Origin of the sequence: Micromonospora sp. NPDC049203 (assembly GCF_043197215.1) — a bacterium.
GTDB lineage: Bacteria > Actinomycetota > Actinomycetes > Mycobacteriales > Micromonosporaceae > Micromonospora.
Window position 1 is genome coordinate 62,252 of the sequence record NZ_JBICSV010000010.1, and the last position, 13,274, is coordinate 75,525.

General features: G+C 73.0%; 10 protein-coding genes. 7 read left to right on the forward strand and 3 right to left on the reverse strand.

Annotated features, from left to right (window positions below; genetic code table 11):
- The first annotated feature begins 68 nt into the window (after window positions 1-68).
- Genes ACGFIA_RS23870 through ACGFIA_RS23890 form a run of 5 tightly spaced genes read left to right on the forward strand, consistent with a single transcriptional unit; the run spans window position 69 to window position 5,673 of the window.
- On the forward strand, window positions 69-1,175 hold the full coding sequence (locus tag ACGFIA_RS23870; protein WP_357384588.1) for an ABC transporter ATP-binding protein: 1,107 nt from the start codon (window positions 69-71) through the stop codon (window positions 1,173-1,175).
- A complete protein-coding gene (locus ACGFIA_RS23875; protein WP_357384586.1) occupies window positions 1,172-2,149 on the forward strand; it encodes an ABC transporter permease in 978 nt (325 codons plus the stop codon). Before ACGFIA_RS23870 ends, ACGFIA_RS23875 begins: the two co-directional genes overlap by 4 nt.
- 3 nt (window positions 2,150-2,152) lie before the next feature.
- The gene (locus tag ACGFIA_RS23880) at window positions 2,153-3,217 is read left to right on the forward strand and encodes an ABC transporter permease (protein ID WP_357384584.1); all 1,065 of its coding nucleotides are present in this window, start codon (window positions 2,153-2,155) and stop codon (window positions 3,215-3,217) included.
- Window positions 3,214-4,221: an ABC transporter ATP-binding protein gene (locus ACGFIA_RS23885; protein WP_357472744.1), complete on the forward strand. Its 1,008-nt coding sequence runs from the start codon at window positions 3,214-3,216 to the stop codon at window positions 4,219-4,221. The genes ACGFIA_RS23880 and ACGFIA_RS23885 overlap by 4 nt, the downstream gene beginning before the upstream one ends.
- Before the next feature lie 39 nt (window positions 4,222-4,260).
- A complete protein-coding gene (locus ACGFIA_RS23890) occupies window positions 4,261-5,673 on the forward strand; it encodes a GH1 family beta-glucosidase (protein ID WP_357384580.1) in 1,413 nt (470 codons plus the stop codon).
- Between the two features lie 32 nt (window positions 5,674-5,705).
- Here the strand turns inward: ACGFIA_RS23890 and ACGFIA_RS23895 are convergent, their stop codons facing one another.
- The gene (locus ACGFIA_RS23895; RefSeq protein ID WP_357384578.1) at window positions 5,706-6,950 is read right to left on the reverse strand and encodes an ROK family transcriptional regulator; all 1,245 of its coding nucleotides are present in this window, start codon (window positions 6,948-6,950) and stop codon (window positions 5,706-5,708) included.
- A gap of 142 nt (window positions 6,951-7,092) precedes the next feature.
- On the opposite strand from ACGFIA_RS23895, the gene ACGFIA_RS23900 reads away from it, so the two are divergent.
- Window positions 7,093-8,466: a glycosyl hydrolase family 18 protein gene (locus ACGFIA_RS23900; protein WP_357479192.1), complete on the forward strand. Its 1,374-nt coding sequence runs from the start codon at window positions 7,093-7,095 to the stop codon at window positions 8,464-8,466.
- A 45-nt stretch (window positions 8,467-8,511) separates the two neighbouring features.
- Here ACGFIA_RS23900 and ACGFIA_RS23905 read toward each other — a convergent pair whose 3' ends face one another.
- On the reverse strand, window positions 8,512-9,990 hold the full coding sequence (locus ACGFIA_RS23905) for a M1 family metallopeptidase (RefSeq protein ID WP_357472753.1): 1,479 nt from the start codon (window positions 9,988-9,990) through the stop codon (window positions 8,512-8,514).
- Window positions 9,991-10,072: 82 nt separating this feature from the next.
- Here ACGFIA_RS23905 and sthA point away from each other — a divergent pair, with 82 nt between their 5' ends.
- A complete protein-coding gene (sthA, locus tag ACGFIA_RS23910; RefSeq protein ID WP_357384572.1) occupies window positions 10,073-11,476 on the forward strand; it encodes a Si-specific NAD(P)(+) transhydrogenase in 1,404 nt (467 codons plus the stop codon).
- Window positions 11,477-11,485: 9 nt separating this feature from the next.
- Here the strand turns inward: sthA and ACGFIA_RS23915 are convergent, their stop codons facing one another.
- Window positions 11,486-13,273 carry a gamma-glutamyltransferase family protein gene (locus tag ACGFIA_RS23915; protein WP_393262141.1) on the reverse strand — a complete coding sequence of 596 codons (1,788 nt, stop codon included), beginning with the start codon at window positions 13,271-13,273 and terminating at the stop codon, window positions 11,486-11,488.
- Window position 13,274 lies beyond the last annotated feature (1 nt).

Below are 13,274 nucleotides of genomic sequence, written 5' to 3' on the forward strand. Positions count from 1 at the left end.
CCACGATCGCGCGGCCGGGCCGGCGGCGCCCACCCCTCGCTACCGGCAACCCCAGACAGGAATGCGGCATGACGTTGACCGAGAGCGCACCGGCGCCGACCGACGAGGTGGTGCTGGAGGCCGTCGGCCTGACCAAGCACTTCCCCGTCCGCCGGCGGCTGCGTGACCTCCTCTCCCGCACCCCGGCGGTGGTGCACGCCGTCGACGACGTATCGATCGCGTTGCGCCGGGGACGGGTGACAGCGCTGGTCGGCGAGTCCGGCTCCGGCAAGTCCACTGTCGCCCGGCTGCTGGCCCAGCTCTATCCGCGCACCGGCGGCGACATCCGGCTGCACGGCGAATCGACCCGGGTACGCGGCGGGCGACGGTTCCGGGCGTACGTACGCCGGGTGCAGCTGATCCTCCAGGACCCGTTCGCCTCGCTGAACCCGGTGCACACGGTCCGCTACCACCTGACCCGGTCGCTGCGCGTCCACGGCAACGCCGGTACCGGGCCGGACGGGCTGGAGAAGGCGCTGGCCGACCTGCTGACCCGGGTCGCGCTCACCCCGCCGGAGCGCTACCTCGACGCGTTCCCGCACGAGCTGTCCGGCGGGCAGCGCCAGCGCGTCGCGATCGCGCGGGCGCTCGGCGCCGACCCCGAGGTGCTGCTCGCCGACGAGCCGGTGTCCATGCTCGACGTGTCGATCCGCCTCGGCGTGCTCAACCTCCTCCAGGACCTCAAGGACCGGCTCGACCTGGCCATCCTCTACATCACCCACGACATCGCCTCGGCCCGCTACTTCGCCGACGAGACGATCGTCATGTACGCCGGGCGGATGGTCGAGGGCGGCGACAGCGAGACTGTCACCCAGCGGCCGGCCCACCCGTACACCCGGTTGCTCATCGAATCGGCGCCGGACCCGGAGCGGATCACCGGCGCGGGCGGCGACGGCGCGGCGGCGGGCGAGCGGGGCCACGGCGAGCCGCCCAGCCTGATCCGCCCGCCGGCCGGCTGCCGTTTCCACCCGCGCTGCCCGGCGGCGATGCCGCGCTGCGCCACCGACCTGCCATCGCCGATCCCGGTCGACGACGCGCCCGGCCACTGGGCCGCCTGCTGGCTGTACGACGCGGACACGGTGGCGGCCGCGCGGGCCAACGGCGTGACGGCGGCGGGAACGGAGGCGGCCCGGTGAGGTTCCTGCTGCAACGGGTGGCCTTCTACCTGTTCACCGCCTGGGCGGCGATCACGCTCAACTTCTTCATCCCGCGGATGGTCCCGGGCGACCCGGTGCAGTCGCTGATCTCCCGCAACCAGGGCCGGATCAGCGCCGACGCGGTCGCGTCGCTGCGGGTGCTGTTCGGGCTGGACTCCGACAGTTCGCTGTGGGAGCAGTACGTCGCCTACTGGGGGCAGCTCCTGCGCGGCGACCTCGGGCTGTCGTTCACGTTCTTCCCCGCCCCGGTGTCGCAGGTGATCGGCGACAGCCTGCCGTGGACGGTCGGCCTGGTCGGCGTCACCACGATCGTCAGCTTCCTGCTCGGCACCGCGCTCGGCGTCGGCGCCGGCTGGCGGCGCGGCTCGTGGATCGACGGGCTGCTGCCGGCCACCACGTTCCTGTCCTCGATCCCGTACTTCTGGCTCGGACTGGTCGCGATCGCCCTGTTCGCCGGTCCGGGTAGCTTCTTCCCCTCCTCGGGCGGCTACGAGCCGGGGCTGGTGCCCGCGTTCGACGCGTACTTCGTGCCGAGCGCGATCCAGCACAGCATCCTGCCGGCGGCGACCATCCTGGTGTCGTCGATGAGCGGCTGGATCCTCAGCATGCGCAACATGATGGTGACCGTCGCCAGCGAGGACTACATCACCGTGGCGCACGCCAAGGGGCTGTCCGAGCGCCGGGTGGCGCTCAGCTACGCCGCCCGCAACGCGCTGCTGCCGAACGTGTCCGGGTTCGCGCTGTCGCTCGGTTTCATCGTCGGCGGCACGCTGCTCGTGGAGATCGTCTTCTCGTACCCCGGCCTGGGGTTCCAGCTCTTCCAGGCCGTCGGCGCGAAGGACTACCCGCTCATGCAGGGCATCTTCCTGATCATCACGATCTCGGTGCTGGTGGCGAACCTGCTCGCCGACGTGGCGTACCTGCTCCTCGACCCACGGACCCGAAAGAGCTGAACGATGACACTCTCCCCGTCCAGCATCGAGCAGGTCATCCCCGGCCAGGGCGCGATGGCGCAGCCCGCGGCCCGGGCCCGCCGCCGCCGGTTCCGCTTCGTCGCCAACGGCAAGGCCGCGACCGGCCTCGCCGTCCTCGGGGTGTACGTGCTCCTGGCGGTGATCGGGCCGTGGATAGCGCCGTACGACCCGGACGCGCGCAGCGCCGACGTGCTCCAGGCGCCCTCGGCCCGGCACTGGTTCGGCACCACCCACCTCGGGCAGGACATCTTCAGTCAGATCCTGGTCGGCGCGCGCAGCGTGATGGTGGTGGGCCTGACCGCCGGCGTGCTCGCCACGATCCTGTCGATCCTGATCGGCGTGACCGCCGGCTACCTGGGCGGCGCCGCCGACGAGGGCCTGTCGGCGGTGTCGAACGTGTTCCTGGTGATCCCGGCGCTGCCGCTGATCATCATCGTCACGTCCCTCGTCGACCAGGCGAGCGACATGCTCGTGGCGCTCATCATCGGCCTCACGTCGTGGGCGTGGGGCGCCCGGGTGCTGCGCGCCCAGACGCTGTCGTTGCGCCGCCGTGACTACGTGGAGGCCGCGCGCGCCACCGGCGAACGGACCTGGCGGATCATCGGGTTCGAGATCCTGCCCAACCTGACCGCGATCATCGCCTCCGGCTTCGTCGGCACCGTCATCTTCGCGGTGATGTCGGAGATCACCCTGGCGTTCATCGGCGTCTCGTCGATGACGTCGTGGAACTGGGGCACGATCCTGTTCTGGGCCCAGGGACAGCAGGCCCTGGCGCAGGGCGCCTGGTGGTGGTTCGTGCCGGCCGGGCTGGCCATCGCGCTGCTCGGCACCGCCCTCGCGCTGATCAACTTCGGCATCGACGAGTTCGTCAGCCCGCGGCTGCGCACCGGCGGCCGCACCCGGATCCGTACCGCCGACGGTCGGGCCGTCCGCATGCGGGTCGGGTTCACCCCGGTGCTCGCGCCGGTCACCGCCACGGTGCCGATGCGGGCGCGGGGCACCGACGGGCCGCCCGCCGACGCCGACGAGAGAGGGACGCGCGCATGAGCGACCAGGTGCTGGAGATCCGCAGGCTGTGCGTCGACTACGGCGTCGGCGCGGAAGCGGTCCGCGCGGTCCGCGACGTCGACCTGACGCTGCACCGCGGCGAGGTGCTCGGCCTGGCCGGAGAGAGCGGCAGCGGCAAGTCCACGCTCGCCTACGGGCTGACCCGGCTGCTGCCCCCGCCCGGCGTGGTCAGCGGCGGTCAGGTGATCTACCACCCGGCGGACGGCCCGCCCGTCGACGTGCTCACGCTCAGCCCGGCGCAGCTGCGCGAGTTCCGCTGGGCGGAGGCGTCGATCGTGTTCCAGGGCGCGATGAACTCGCTGAACCCGGTGCACAAGGTCTCCACCCAGCTGCTCGACGTGATCCGGGCGCACGACCCCAAGAGCACGGCGACGGGCCGGCTCGCCCGGGCGAAGGAGCTGCTGCGCCTGGTCGGCATCTCCGCCGACCGGCTGGACAGCTACCCGCACCAGCTCTCCGGCGGCATGCGGCAACGCGTCATGATCGCGATGGCGCTGGCGCTGGAGCCGCAGGTGGTCATCATGGACGAGCCGACCACCGCGCTGGACGTGGTGATGCAGCGGCAGATCCTCGGCCAGCTCGCCGAGCTGCGCGACCGCCTCGGCTTCGCGGTGCTGTTCATCACCCACGACCTGTCGCTGCTGGTCGAGTTCTCCGACCGGATCGCGATCATGTACGGCGGCCGGATCGTCGAGGAGGCGCCCGCCGCACGGCTGTACCGGGAGCCGCTGCATCCGTACACCGAGGGGTTGCTGCACTCGTTCCCGGCGCTGCACGGGCCGCGCCGCGAGCTGACCGGCATCCCCGGCTCCCCGCCGGACCTGCGCGCCATGCCGTCCGGCTGCGCGTTCCACCCCCGCTGCCCGAAGGCGTTCGACGGGTGCGACGAGCAGGTGCCGGTGCTCGGCGCGCCGCGCGTCGACGACCCGGCGCGGGCCGTCGCGTGCCGGCTGCACCCGGCAGTCGCGCCCGTGTCCCGCTGACCCGCCCGACACCACCACCCGCTACCCGCGAGGAGAACCATGGACACCGACCTCACCCGCCCGTCGCCGGCCGCCGGTACGGACCCGATCGACACGCTGCCGCCGACCTTCCGGTGGGGGGTGGCGACGTCGTCGTACCAGATCGAGGGCGCGGTGGCCGAAGACGGCCGGACGCCGTCCATCTGGGACACCTTCTGCCGGGTGCCCGGCGCGGTGGCGAACGGCGACCACGGCGACGTGGCCTGCGACCACTACCACCGGATGCCGCAGGACGTCGCGCTCATCGCCGACCTGGGGCTGGACACGTACCGGTTCTCGGTGGCCTGGCCCCGGGTGCAGCCGGGCGGGCGCGGTCCGGCCAACGTGGCCGGGCTCGCCTTCTACGACCGGCTGGTGGACGAGCTGCTCGGCCGCGACGTCGAGCCGTGGGTGACGCTCTACCACTGGGACCTGCCGCAGGAGCTGGAGGACGCGGGCGGCTGGCCGAACCGGGACACCGCCCACCGGTTCGCCGACTACGCGGAGCTGGTCTTCGCCGCGCTCGGCGACCGGGTCCGCACCTGGACCACGCTGAACGAGCCGTGGTGCTCGGCCATGCTCGGGTACGCCTACGGCGACCACGCCCCGGGCCGGCGGAACCTGGGCGACGGTATCGCCGCGGCGCACCACCTGCTGCTCGGGCACGGGCTGGCGACGCGGCGGCTGCGCGAGGCGGCCCGGTCCCCGATCGAGCTGGGCCTGACGCTCAACCTGGCCACCGCCGACCCGGCCACCGACAGCGCCGCCGACCGGGACGCGGCGCGGGCCGCCGACGGGCTGGGCAACCGGCTCTACCTCGACCCGGTGCTGCGCGGGGCGTACCCGCAGGACGTGATCGCCGACCTGGCCGCCGAGGGGGTGGAGATTCCGGTCCAGGACGGCGACCTGGACGTCATCGCCACCCCGATCGACGTGCTGGGGGTCAACTACTACTTCGGGCAGCTGCACTCCGGCGTGGACGAGCGGGGCCGGGACCGCGACGACGACGGCAGGCCGGTACGCCGGGTGGTCCGCCGTGACCTGCCGCGTACCGCGATGGACTGGGAGATCGTGCCGGAGTCCTTCACCGACCTGCTGGTGCGGCTGCACCGCGACTACCCGGGCGTGCCCATGGTGATCACCGAGAACGGCGCCGCGTTCGACGACGAGCCGGACGCTGACGGGTTCGTCGCCGACGACGACCGGGTCGGCTACCTCACCGAGCACCTGCGGGCGGTGGCCCGGGCCCGGGCGGCCGGCGCCGACGTGCGCGGCTACTTCGCCTGGTCGCTGCTGGACAACTTCGAATGGGCGTACGGCTACGACAAGCGGTTCGGCATCGTCCGGGTCGACTACGACACCCAGCGCCGCACCCCCAAGCGCAGCGCGCTCTGGTACCGCGACACCGTCCGGCGGGTACGCGGGCAGCGCTGACGTCGTCCGGCGTGGGGGCAGGGCCGGTCAGGTCAGTGACGGCGGCCCGGCCCCCACGCCGGGCCCGGGCGGGCGGCCGGGTCGCGGGGCACGCCGCCGTCGCGCAGCAGCCGGGTCATCGGCAGGGTGGCCGCGCCCATCGCGACCGCGTCCGGGCCGAGCCGGCACAGCTCGATCGAGGTCTGCGCGTACGGCTGGCGCAGCGCGTGCCGCGCGGTGGCCTCGCGGATGGCGGGCAGGTGCCGCTCGCCCAGGGCCAGTCCGGCCCAGCCGCCGAGCACCACCCGCTCCGGGTTGAACAGGTTCACCAGGTTCGCCACCCCCGCGCCCAGGTAGCCGACCGTCTCGTCGATCACCGTCGCGGCGGTGCGGCCGGTGGAGCGCAGCAGCTCGCCGAAGGCGGTCTCCTCGTCCGCGCCCGGCGCCGGGCGGCCCCGGTTGGCCTGGCGGAACCGGTCCAGCACCGCCTCCGCCCCGACGTACGCCTCCAGGCAGCCGAGGTTGCCGCAGCGGCAGCGGCGGCCCCCGTACACGATGGTGGTGTGGCCCCACTCCCCGGCGCTGCTGTGCGCGCCGCGGTAGCCGACGCCGTCGGCGACCACGCTCGCGCCGACGCCGGAGCCGACCAGGGCGACCACCGCGTGCCGGACGCCGCGGCCTGCGCCGAACCACATCTCGGCCTGGCCGAGCGTCTTCGCGCCGTTGTCCACGTGCACCGGCACGTCGGTGCCGGCGCGCAGCATCGCGCCGAGCGGCACGCCGTCCCAGCCGAGCGTCTGGGCGTGCACCACGGCGTCGGCGGCGCGCTCGACGGTGCCGGCGACGGCGACGCCGAAGCCGAGCACCGCGGCCGGGTCGACGCCGGCCTGCTCGGTGACGGCCGCGAGGCCGTGCCGCAGGTGCCCGGCGACCCGCTCGGGGTCCGGGTCGGCGGCGTCGATCGGGTACTCGGCCTTGGCCAGCGCGGTCATGCTCAGGTCGAACAGCTCCACCTGGACGCGGGTCTCGCCGACGTCGGCGCCGACCAGGTAGCCGTAGCCGGGCGCGACGCGCAGCAGGACGCGGGGACGGCCGCCGTCGGACTCGACCGAGCCGGCCTCCTCGACCAGGCCCTCGTTGATCATCTCGCCGACCAGGTTGCTGACGCTGGCCAGGCTGAGCGCTGTGGACTGGCCCAGCTCGTGCCGGCTGAGCGGGCCGTCCAGCCAGATCCGGGTGAGCAGGACCGAGCGGTTGGCCCGGCGCATGTCGCGCACCGTGGTGCGTCTGGCGTCCACGTCCGCCGCCGTCCTTCCCGGCCGCCCGAGGGCGGCTTTCGTTCCTGCTTCACGCCCTGAGCGGGGTGGTGACAGGGTACGCCGCATTTACACTTAACAAAGTTAACTGATAACCTCCGGCGCATCGATGAGGAGGTATGTCATGCGACTTCGACGTGGGATGACCGCTCTGCTCGGTGGCGTCGCGCTGCTCGCCGCCACCGCCGCCGCCCTGCCCGCCACCGCCGCCACACCGACCGGCGCCGTGGGCGCGCTCGTCGCGTGTGACGCGCCGGTCTGGGCCGAGGGCGTCACCTGGACCGCCGGCAGCCGGGCCACCTATGCCGGCCGGCTCTACCAGGCGCTCGTCACGCACACCCCGCCGGCCGGCGCGGGCTGGACCCCGGCCGCCGTACCGGCGCTCTGGACCGACCTCGGCGCCTGCACCGGTGGCACGCCGTCGCCGAGCCCCACCACCCGGCCGCCATCGCCCACGCCCTCCGCCTCTCCGTCCGCCTCCCCCACCCGGCCGCCATCGCCCACGCCGACCGTGTCGTCCAGCCCGACCACGCCCGGCGGGGACACCTGTGCGTTGCGGTCCCGGCCGTCCGGGAAGGTGCTCCAGGGCTACTGGGAGAACTGGGACGGTGCCGCCAACGGCGTACACCCCGGGCTCGGGTGGATCCCGGTCACCGACTCCCGGATCACCGGGCACGGCTACAACGTGGTGACCGCCGCGTTCCCGGTCATCCGCGCCGACGGCACCGTGCTCTGGGAGGACGGCATGGACGCCGGCGTCAAGGTGCCCACCCCGGCGCAGGTGTGCCAGGCCAAGGCCGCCGGGCTCACCGTGCTGCTGTCCATCGGCGGCGCCACCGCCGGCATCGACCTCAGCTCCAGCGCTGTCGCCGACCGGTTCGTCGCCACAGTCGTGCCGATCCTCAAACGGCACAACTTCGACGGCATCGACATCGACATCGAGACCGGCCTGACCGGCAGCGGCAACATCAACCAGCTCTCCCCCTCGCAGGCCAACCTGATCCGGATCATCGACGGGGTGCTGGCCCAGATGCCGGCCGGCTTCGGGCTCACCATGGCGCCGGAGACCGCGTACGTCACCGGCGGCAGCGTCACCTACGGCTCGATCTGGGGCGCGTACCTGCCGATCGTCAAGAAGTACGCCGACAACGGGCGGCTGTGGTGGCTGAACATGCAGTACTACAACGGCTCGATGTACGGCTGCGCCGGTGACTCGTACCCGGCCGGCACGGTGGCCGGTTTCGTCGCGCAGACCAACTGCCTCGACGCCGGCCTGGTCATCCAGGGCACCACCGTCCGCGTCCCGCTGGACCGGCAGGTCCCCGGGCTGCCCGCGCAGGTCGGCGCCGGCGGCGGCTACATGAGCCCGGCGCTGGTGGCCCAGGCGTGGAACACCTACCAGGGGCGGCTGAAGGGCCTGATGACCTGGTCGGTCAACTGGGACGGGTCGAAGGGCTGGACGTTCGGCGACAACGTCCGCGCGTTGCAGGGCCGCTGAGACGCGGCGCGGGGCCCCGCCGGACGGGTGGGGCCCCGCGATGCGTCAGCCGATCTTCTTCGGGGTCATCTTCTTCGGGGTGGTCGGGGAGTCCAGCCAGGCGTTGATCAGCGCGGTGAAGTCCCGGCCGGTCTGCTTGTTGACGAAGGCGATGAACGAGGCCCGGTCCTGCGGCGTGTTGCGCTGCTCCTGGACCCAGGCGCGGGCCAGCGCGAAGAACGCCTTGTCGCCGAGCGTCCGGTGGATCTCGCGCAGCATCGCCGCCGGGCACAGGTAGACGTTCCCCTCGGCGAACCGCTTCGGGTCGGGCCGGCCGGGCGGGCCCAGCTTCTTGCGCAGGGCGGCGTCACCCTCGCGCAGGTACCGGTCCAGGCTGGCCTCGCTGAGCTTCATCCTCTCCTTGGTGTGCAGGTCCTGGATGTACGTCGCCCAGCCCTCGTTCAGCCACAGGTCCCGCCAGGTGGTGGGCGTGACCGAGTTGCCGAACCACTGGTGGGCGTACTCGTGCATCAGGTCGCTGCCCCAGCGGTCCCGGCGGGCCGCGGTGTTCTCGATCTTCCGGCCCATCGTGATCATCTGCTGGGTCTCCATGCCCGACGCCGAGTCCACCACCACGACGCCGCCGGAGGGGAACGGGTACGGGCCGAACTTCTTCTCCAGCCAGGTCAGGTACTGCGGGGACTTCTTCAGGTACGGCAGCAGCTTGTCGTCGGTGCCCTTGCGGTACCAGTAGGTCAGCGGCACTCCGCGCGGCCCCGCCACGGTCAGCTTCTGGTACCTCCCCACCGCGAGCGTGGTCAGGTAGGTCGCGACCGGGTCGGTGCTGCGGTAGCTGAACGTGGTGCCGGACTGACCGGCGGGCGTGCCGCCGGCGATCGCGGACCAGCCCGCCGGCACTGTCACCCGGATGTCGTAGAGGGCCTCGTCAGAGGGCTGGTCGTTCGCCGGGTACCAGGTGAACGCCCCGAACGGCTCCTGCATGGTCCAGAGGCCGCCCTCTTTGCTGACGGTGAGACCCAGGGCTTCGGTGTCCTTGCGGTGCGACGGCATCGGGGTCGTCTTCGGCCGGCCGTGGTAGGTGACCACCAGGGTCACCGGCTTGTCCGCCGCCACCGGGGCGGAGACGGTCAGCTTCTCCTTGGCCACCGCGCCGGGAACCGTCGCGCCGTCCAGCGTGACGCTGTCGAGCTGGTAGGGCATGAAGTCGAGGACCAGGTCCGGCGCGTCCTTCACCGGCCGGATCCGCAGCGTGGCGGTGCCGGTGAGGGTGGTGGTCGACGGCGCCCACTCCAGCGCGAGGTCGTAGTGCAGGACGTCCAGCGCGTCGGTGCCCCGGGCCGGATAGACCGGGTCGGCGACCGGCGTCGACCGCCCCGCCTGCCAGGCGGCGTAGTCGACGGCGGGCGCGGTCGGGCTCGGCGGGGTGGAGGCGGAGGGGGTCGCGGCCGGGGCGGCGGGAGCGGTGGTGCACCCGGCGACGAGCAGCGGTCCGAGGATCATGATCAGGGTTATGGGGCGGCGCACCAGCGCACCCTACGGCAGTAATCGATCTTCGTGGGGGCGTCCCGGCTGGCACAGGTTGCGAGACCCTGCGAGGCTGGCGCTCGTGTATGACTACGACCTGCTGGTGCTGGGCTCCGGACCGAGTGGACAGAAGGCGGCGATCGCCGCGGCGAAGCTGGGCCGCCGGGTGGCGATCGTGGACCGCCGCGACATGCTCGGCGGAGTGTGCATAAACACCGGCACCGTGCCCTCCAAGACGTTGCGTGAGGCGGTCCTCTACCTGACCGGGCTGAGCCAGCGCGACCTCTACGGCAGCAGCTACCGGGTCAAGGAGGAGATCACCGTCGCCGACCTGGCCGCCCGCACCCAGCACGTGATCACCCGGCAGACCGACGTCATCCGCAACCAGCTGGCCCGCAACAAGATCTCGCTGATCACCGGCACCGGCCGGTTCGCCGACGCCCACTCCGTCTGGGTGGACGCCGGCTCCGGCCGGGAGACCCGGGTCAGCTTCGACAAGGCCGTCATCGCCGCCGGCACCCGCCCGGCCCGCCCGGACAGCGTCGACTTCGACGACCGCACGATCGTCGACTCCGACGGCGTCATCAACCTTCAGGCCGTCCCGGGCAGCATGGTCGTGGTCGGGGCCGGGGTGATCGGCATGGAGTACGCGTCCCTGTTCGCCGCGCTCGGCACCAAGGTGACGGTGGTCGAGCGACGCCCCCGGATGCTCGACTTCTGCGACGAGGAGATCGTCGAGTCCCTGAAGTACCACCTGCGGGACCTGTCGGTGACCTTCCGCTTCGGTGAGGAGGTGGCCTCCGTGGAGAAGCACCGCAGCGCCGCGCTCTGCGTCCTGCGCAGCGGCAAGAAGATCGTCGCGGACACGGTGATGTACTCGGCCGGGCGGCAGGGGCAGACCGACGACCTCGCGCTGGAGGCGGCCGGGCTCACCGCCGACCACCGGGGCCGGATCACCGTGGACGCCGACTACCGCACCGCCGTCGACAACATCTACGCCGTCGGCGACGTGATCGGCTTCCCCGCGCTGGCGTCCACCTCGATGGAACAGGGCCGGCTGGCCGCCCAGCACGCCTGCGGCGAACCGGCGCGCGGCATGTCGGACCTGCAACCGATCGGCATCTACACGATTCCGGAGATCAGCTTCGTCGGGAAGACCGAGGAGGAACTGACCGAGGCGTCAGTACCGTTCGAGGTGGGCATCGCCCGCTACCGGGAACTGGCCCGGGGGCAGATCGTCGGCGACTCCTACGGGATGCTGAAGCTGCTCGTCTCACCCGAGGACGGGCGGCTGCTCGGGGTGCACGTCTTCGGCACCGGTGCCACCGAGATCGTCCACATCGGGCAGGCCGTGATGGGCTGCGGCGGCACCGTCGACTACCTGCTGGACGCCGTCTTCAACTACCCGACGCTGGCCGAGGCGTACAAGGTGGCCGCCCTGGACGCCGCCAACAAGATCCGCAACATCACCCGCATCGACACCTGACCGGGAGGGTCAGCGGCCTGCGGCGTAGCCCTGGGCGCCTCGGGGGTTCGCCGCGGCGGAGAGCACTCCGGTGCGCGGGTCGCGTGTCACGGCGCACATGCGGCCCAGGCTCCACGGGCCGGACAGGCGCACGGTGTGGCCCCTGGCGCGCAGGCCCGCCAGCACATCCGCGTCGATCCGGTCCTCCAGCACCAGCACGCCCGGCTCGACCTCGCGCGGATAGAACGACGCGGGCAGGCTCGTGGTGTGCCACATCGGGGCGTCGATCGCCTCCTGCAACTCCTGCCCGCCGGCCAGGTGCCGCAGCAGGAACAGCAGCTGCCACTGGTCCTGCTGGTCGCCACCGGGCGTCCCGCACGCCATCACCGGCTCGCCGTCGCGGAGCACGAGCGTCGGGCTGAGCGTGGTACGCGGACGCCGGCCCGGCCGCAGCGTCGAGGCGAGCCCCTCCTCCAGCCAGCACATCTGCAACCGGCTGCCGAGCGGGAACCCCAGCTCCGGGATGGCGGGTGAGCTCTGCAGCCAGCCGCCGCTGGGCGTCGCGGAGATGATGTTGCCCCACCGGTCCACCACGTCGACGTGGCAGGTGTCGCCGCGGGTCACGCCGTCCGCCCGTACCGTGGGTTCGCCGGTGCTCGGATCCCGCGGGACGGCCCCGCGACCCGCGTCGGTGCGCAGGTGGGACGGGAGCCGGGGCGGCTCACCCGCCGGGCTGCCGGGACGCAGCGTCGTGTCCGCGCTGTCGCCGATCAGCGCGGCCCGCGAGCGGGCGTAGTCGGCCGACAGCAGCGCGGAACCCGGCACGGCGGTGTCGCCGTACCACGCCTCCCGGTCGGCGAACGCGAGCTTCAGCGCCTCGGCCTGCGCGTGGATGCCCTCCAGGCTCGACGGGTCGTGGACGGCCGGGTCGTCGAGCGCGTCCAGAATGGAGAGCGTCTGGAGCAGCACCGGACCCTGGCCCCAGAAGCCGGTCTTGGCGATCGTGTGCCCGTGCCAGTCCAGCGTGACCGGCGCCTCCCAGGTGGCCGACCATCCGGCCAGGTCGTCGCCGGTGACCAGCCCGGCGTGCGCGCGCCCGCTGGAGTCGCGAAACGGCAGCCGGCTGAACGCGTCGATCGCCTCGGCGACGAAACCCTCCCGCCAGGCGCGCCGGGCCGCCTCGATCTGCGCCTCCCGGTCCGCACCGGCGGCCCGTCCCGCGTCGACGAGGCGGCGCAGCGTGTCCGCGTACGCCGGGTTGGTGACCATCTCCCCCGGCGCGGGCGGGCGGCCGTCGCGGAGCCAGAGACGCGCGGAGGTCGGCCAGTGGCCGGTGAACAGCGACCGGACCCGCGCGACGGTCTGCCCGGCCGCGCCGACGAGCGGGTGGCCGGCGGCGGCGTAGCCGATCGCCGGTTCCAGCACCTCGGCGAGCGTGCGGGTGCCGTGGTCACGCAGCAGCAACAGCCAGGCGTCGACGGCGCCCGGCACCACGGCGGCGAGCGGTCCGGCACCGGGGACGAGGTCCAGGCCGAGCGACCGGAAGTGCGCGCCGGTGGCGGCGGCCGGAGCCGGGCCCTGGCCGCACAGCACCCGCGGTGTGGGGTCGGTCGCGGTGGCGAGGATCGCCGGCACCTCACCGGCCGGGCCGTTGAGGTGCGGCTCCACGACGTGCAGCACGAAACCGGCGGCCACCGCGGCGTCGAAGGCGTTGCCGCCGCGTTCCAGCACACCCATCGCCGACTGGCTGGCCAGCCAGTGCGTGGAGGAGACCATGCCGAACGTGCCGCGCAGCGTCGGCCGGGTGGTGAACGCCATG

What these genes read in the sequence shown, in the direction of transcription:
- ACGFIA_RS23885 (WP_357472744.1), top strand. Translation starts at nt 3,214, where the DNA reads ATGAGCGACCAGGTGCTGGAGATCCGCAGGCTGTGCGTCGACTACGGC.
- ACGFIA_RS23880 (WP_357384584.1), top strand. Translation starts at nt 2,153, where the DNA reads ATGACACTCTCCCCGTCCAGCATCGAGCAGGTCATCCCCGGCCAGGGC.
- ACGFIA_RS23915 (WP_393262141.1), bottom strand. Translation starts at nt 13,273, where the DNA reads ATGGCGTTCACCACCCGGCCGACGCTGCGCGGCACGTTCGGCATGGTC.
- ACGFIA_RS23890 (WP_357384580.1), top strand. Translation starts at nt 4,261, where the DNA reads ATGGACACCGACCTCACCCGCCCGTCGCCGGCCGCCGGTACGGACCCG.
- ACGFIA_RS23900 (WP_357479192.1), top strand. Translation starts at nt 7,093, where the DNA reads ATGCGACTTCGACGTGGGATGACCGCTCTGCTCGGTGGCGTCGCGCTG.
- ACGFIA_RS23870 (WP_357384588.1), top strand. Translation starts at nt 69, where the DNA reads ATGACGTTGACCGAGAGCGCACCGGCGCCGACCGACGAGGTGGTGCTG.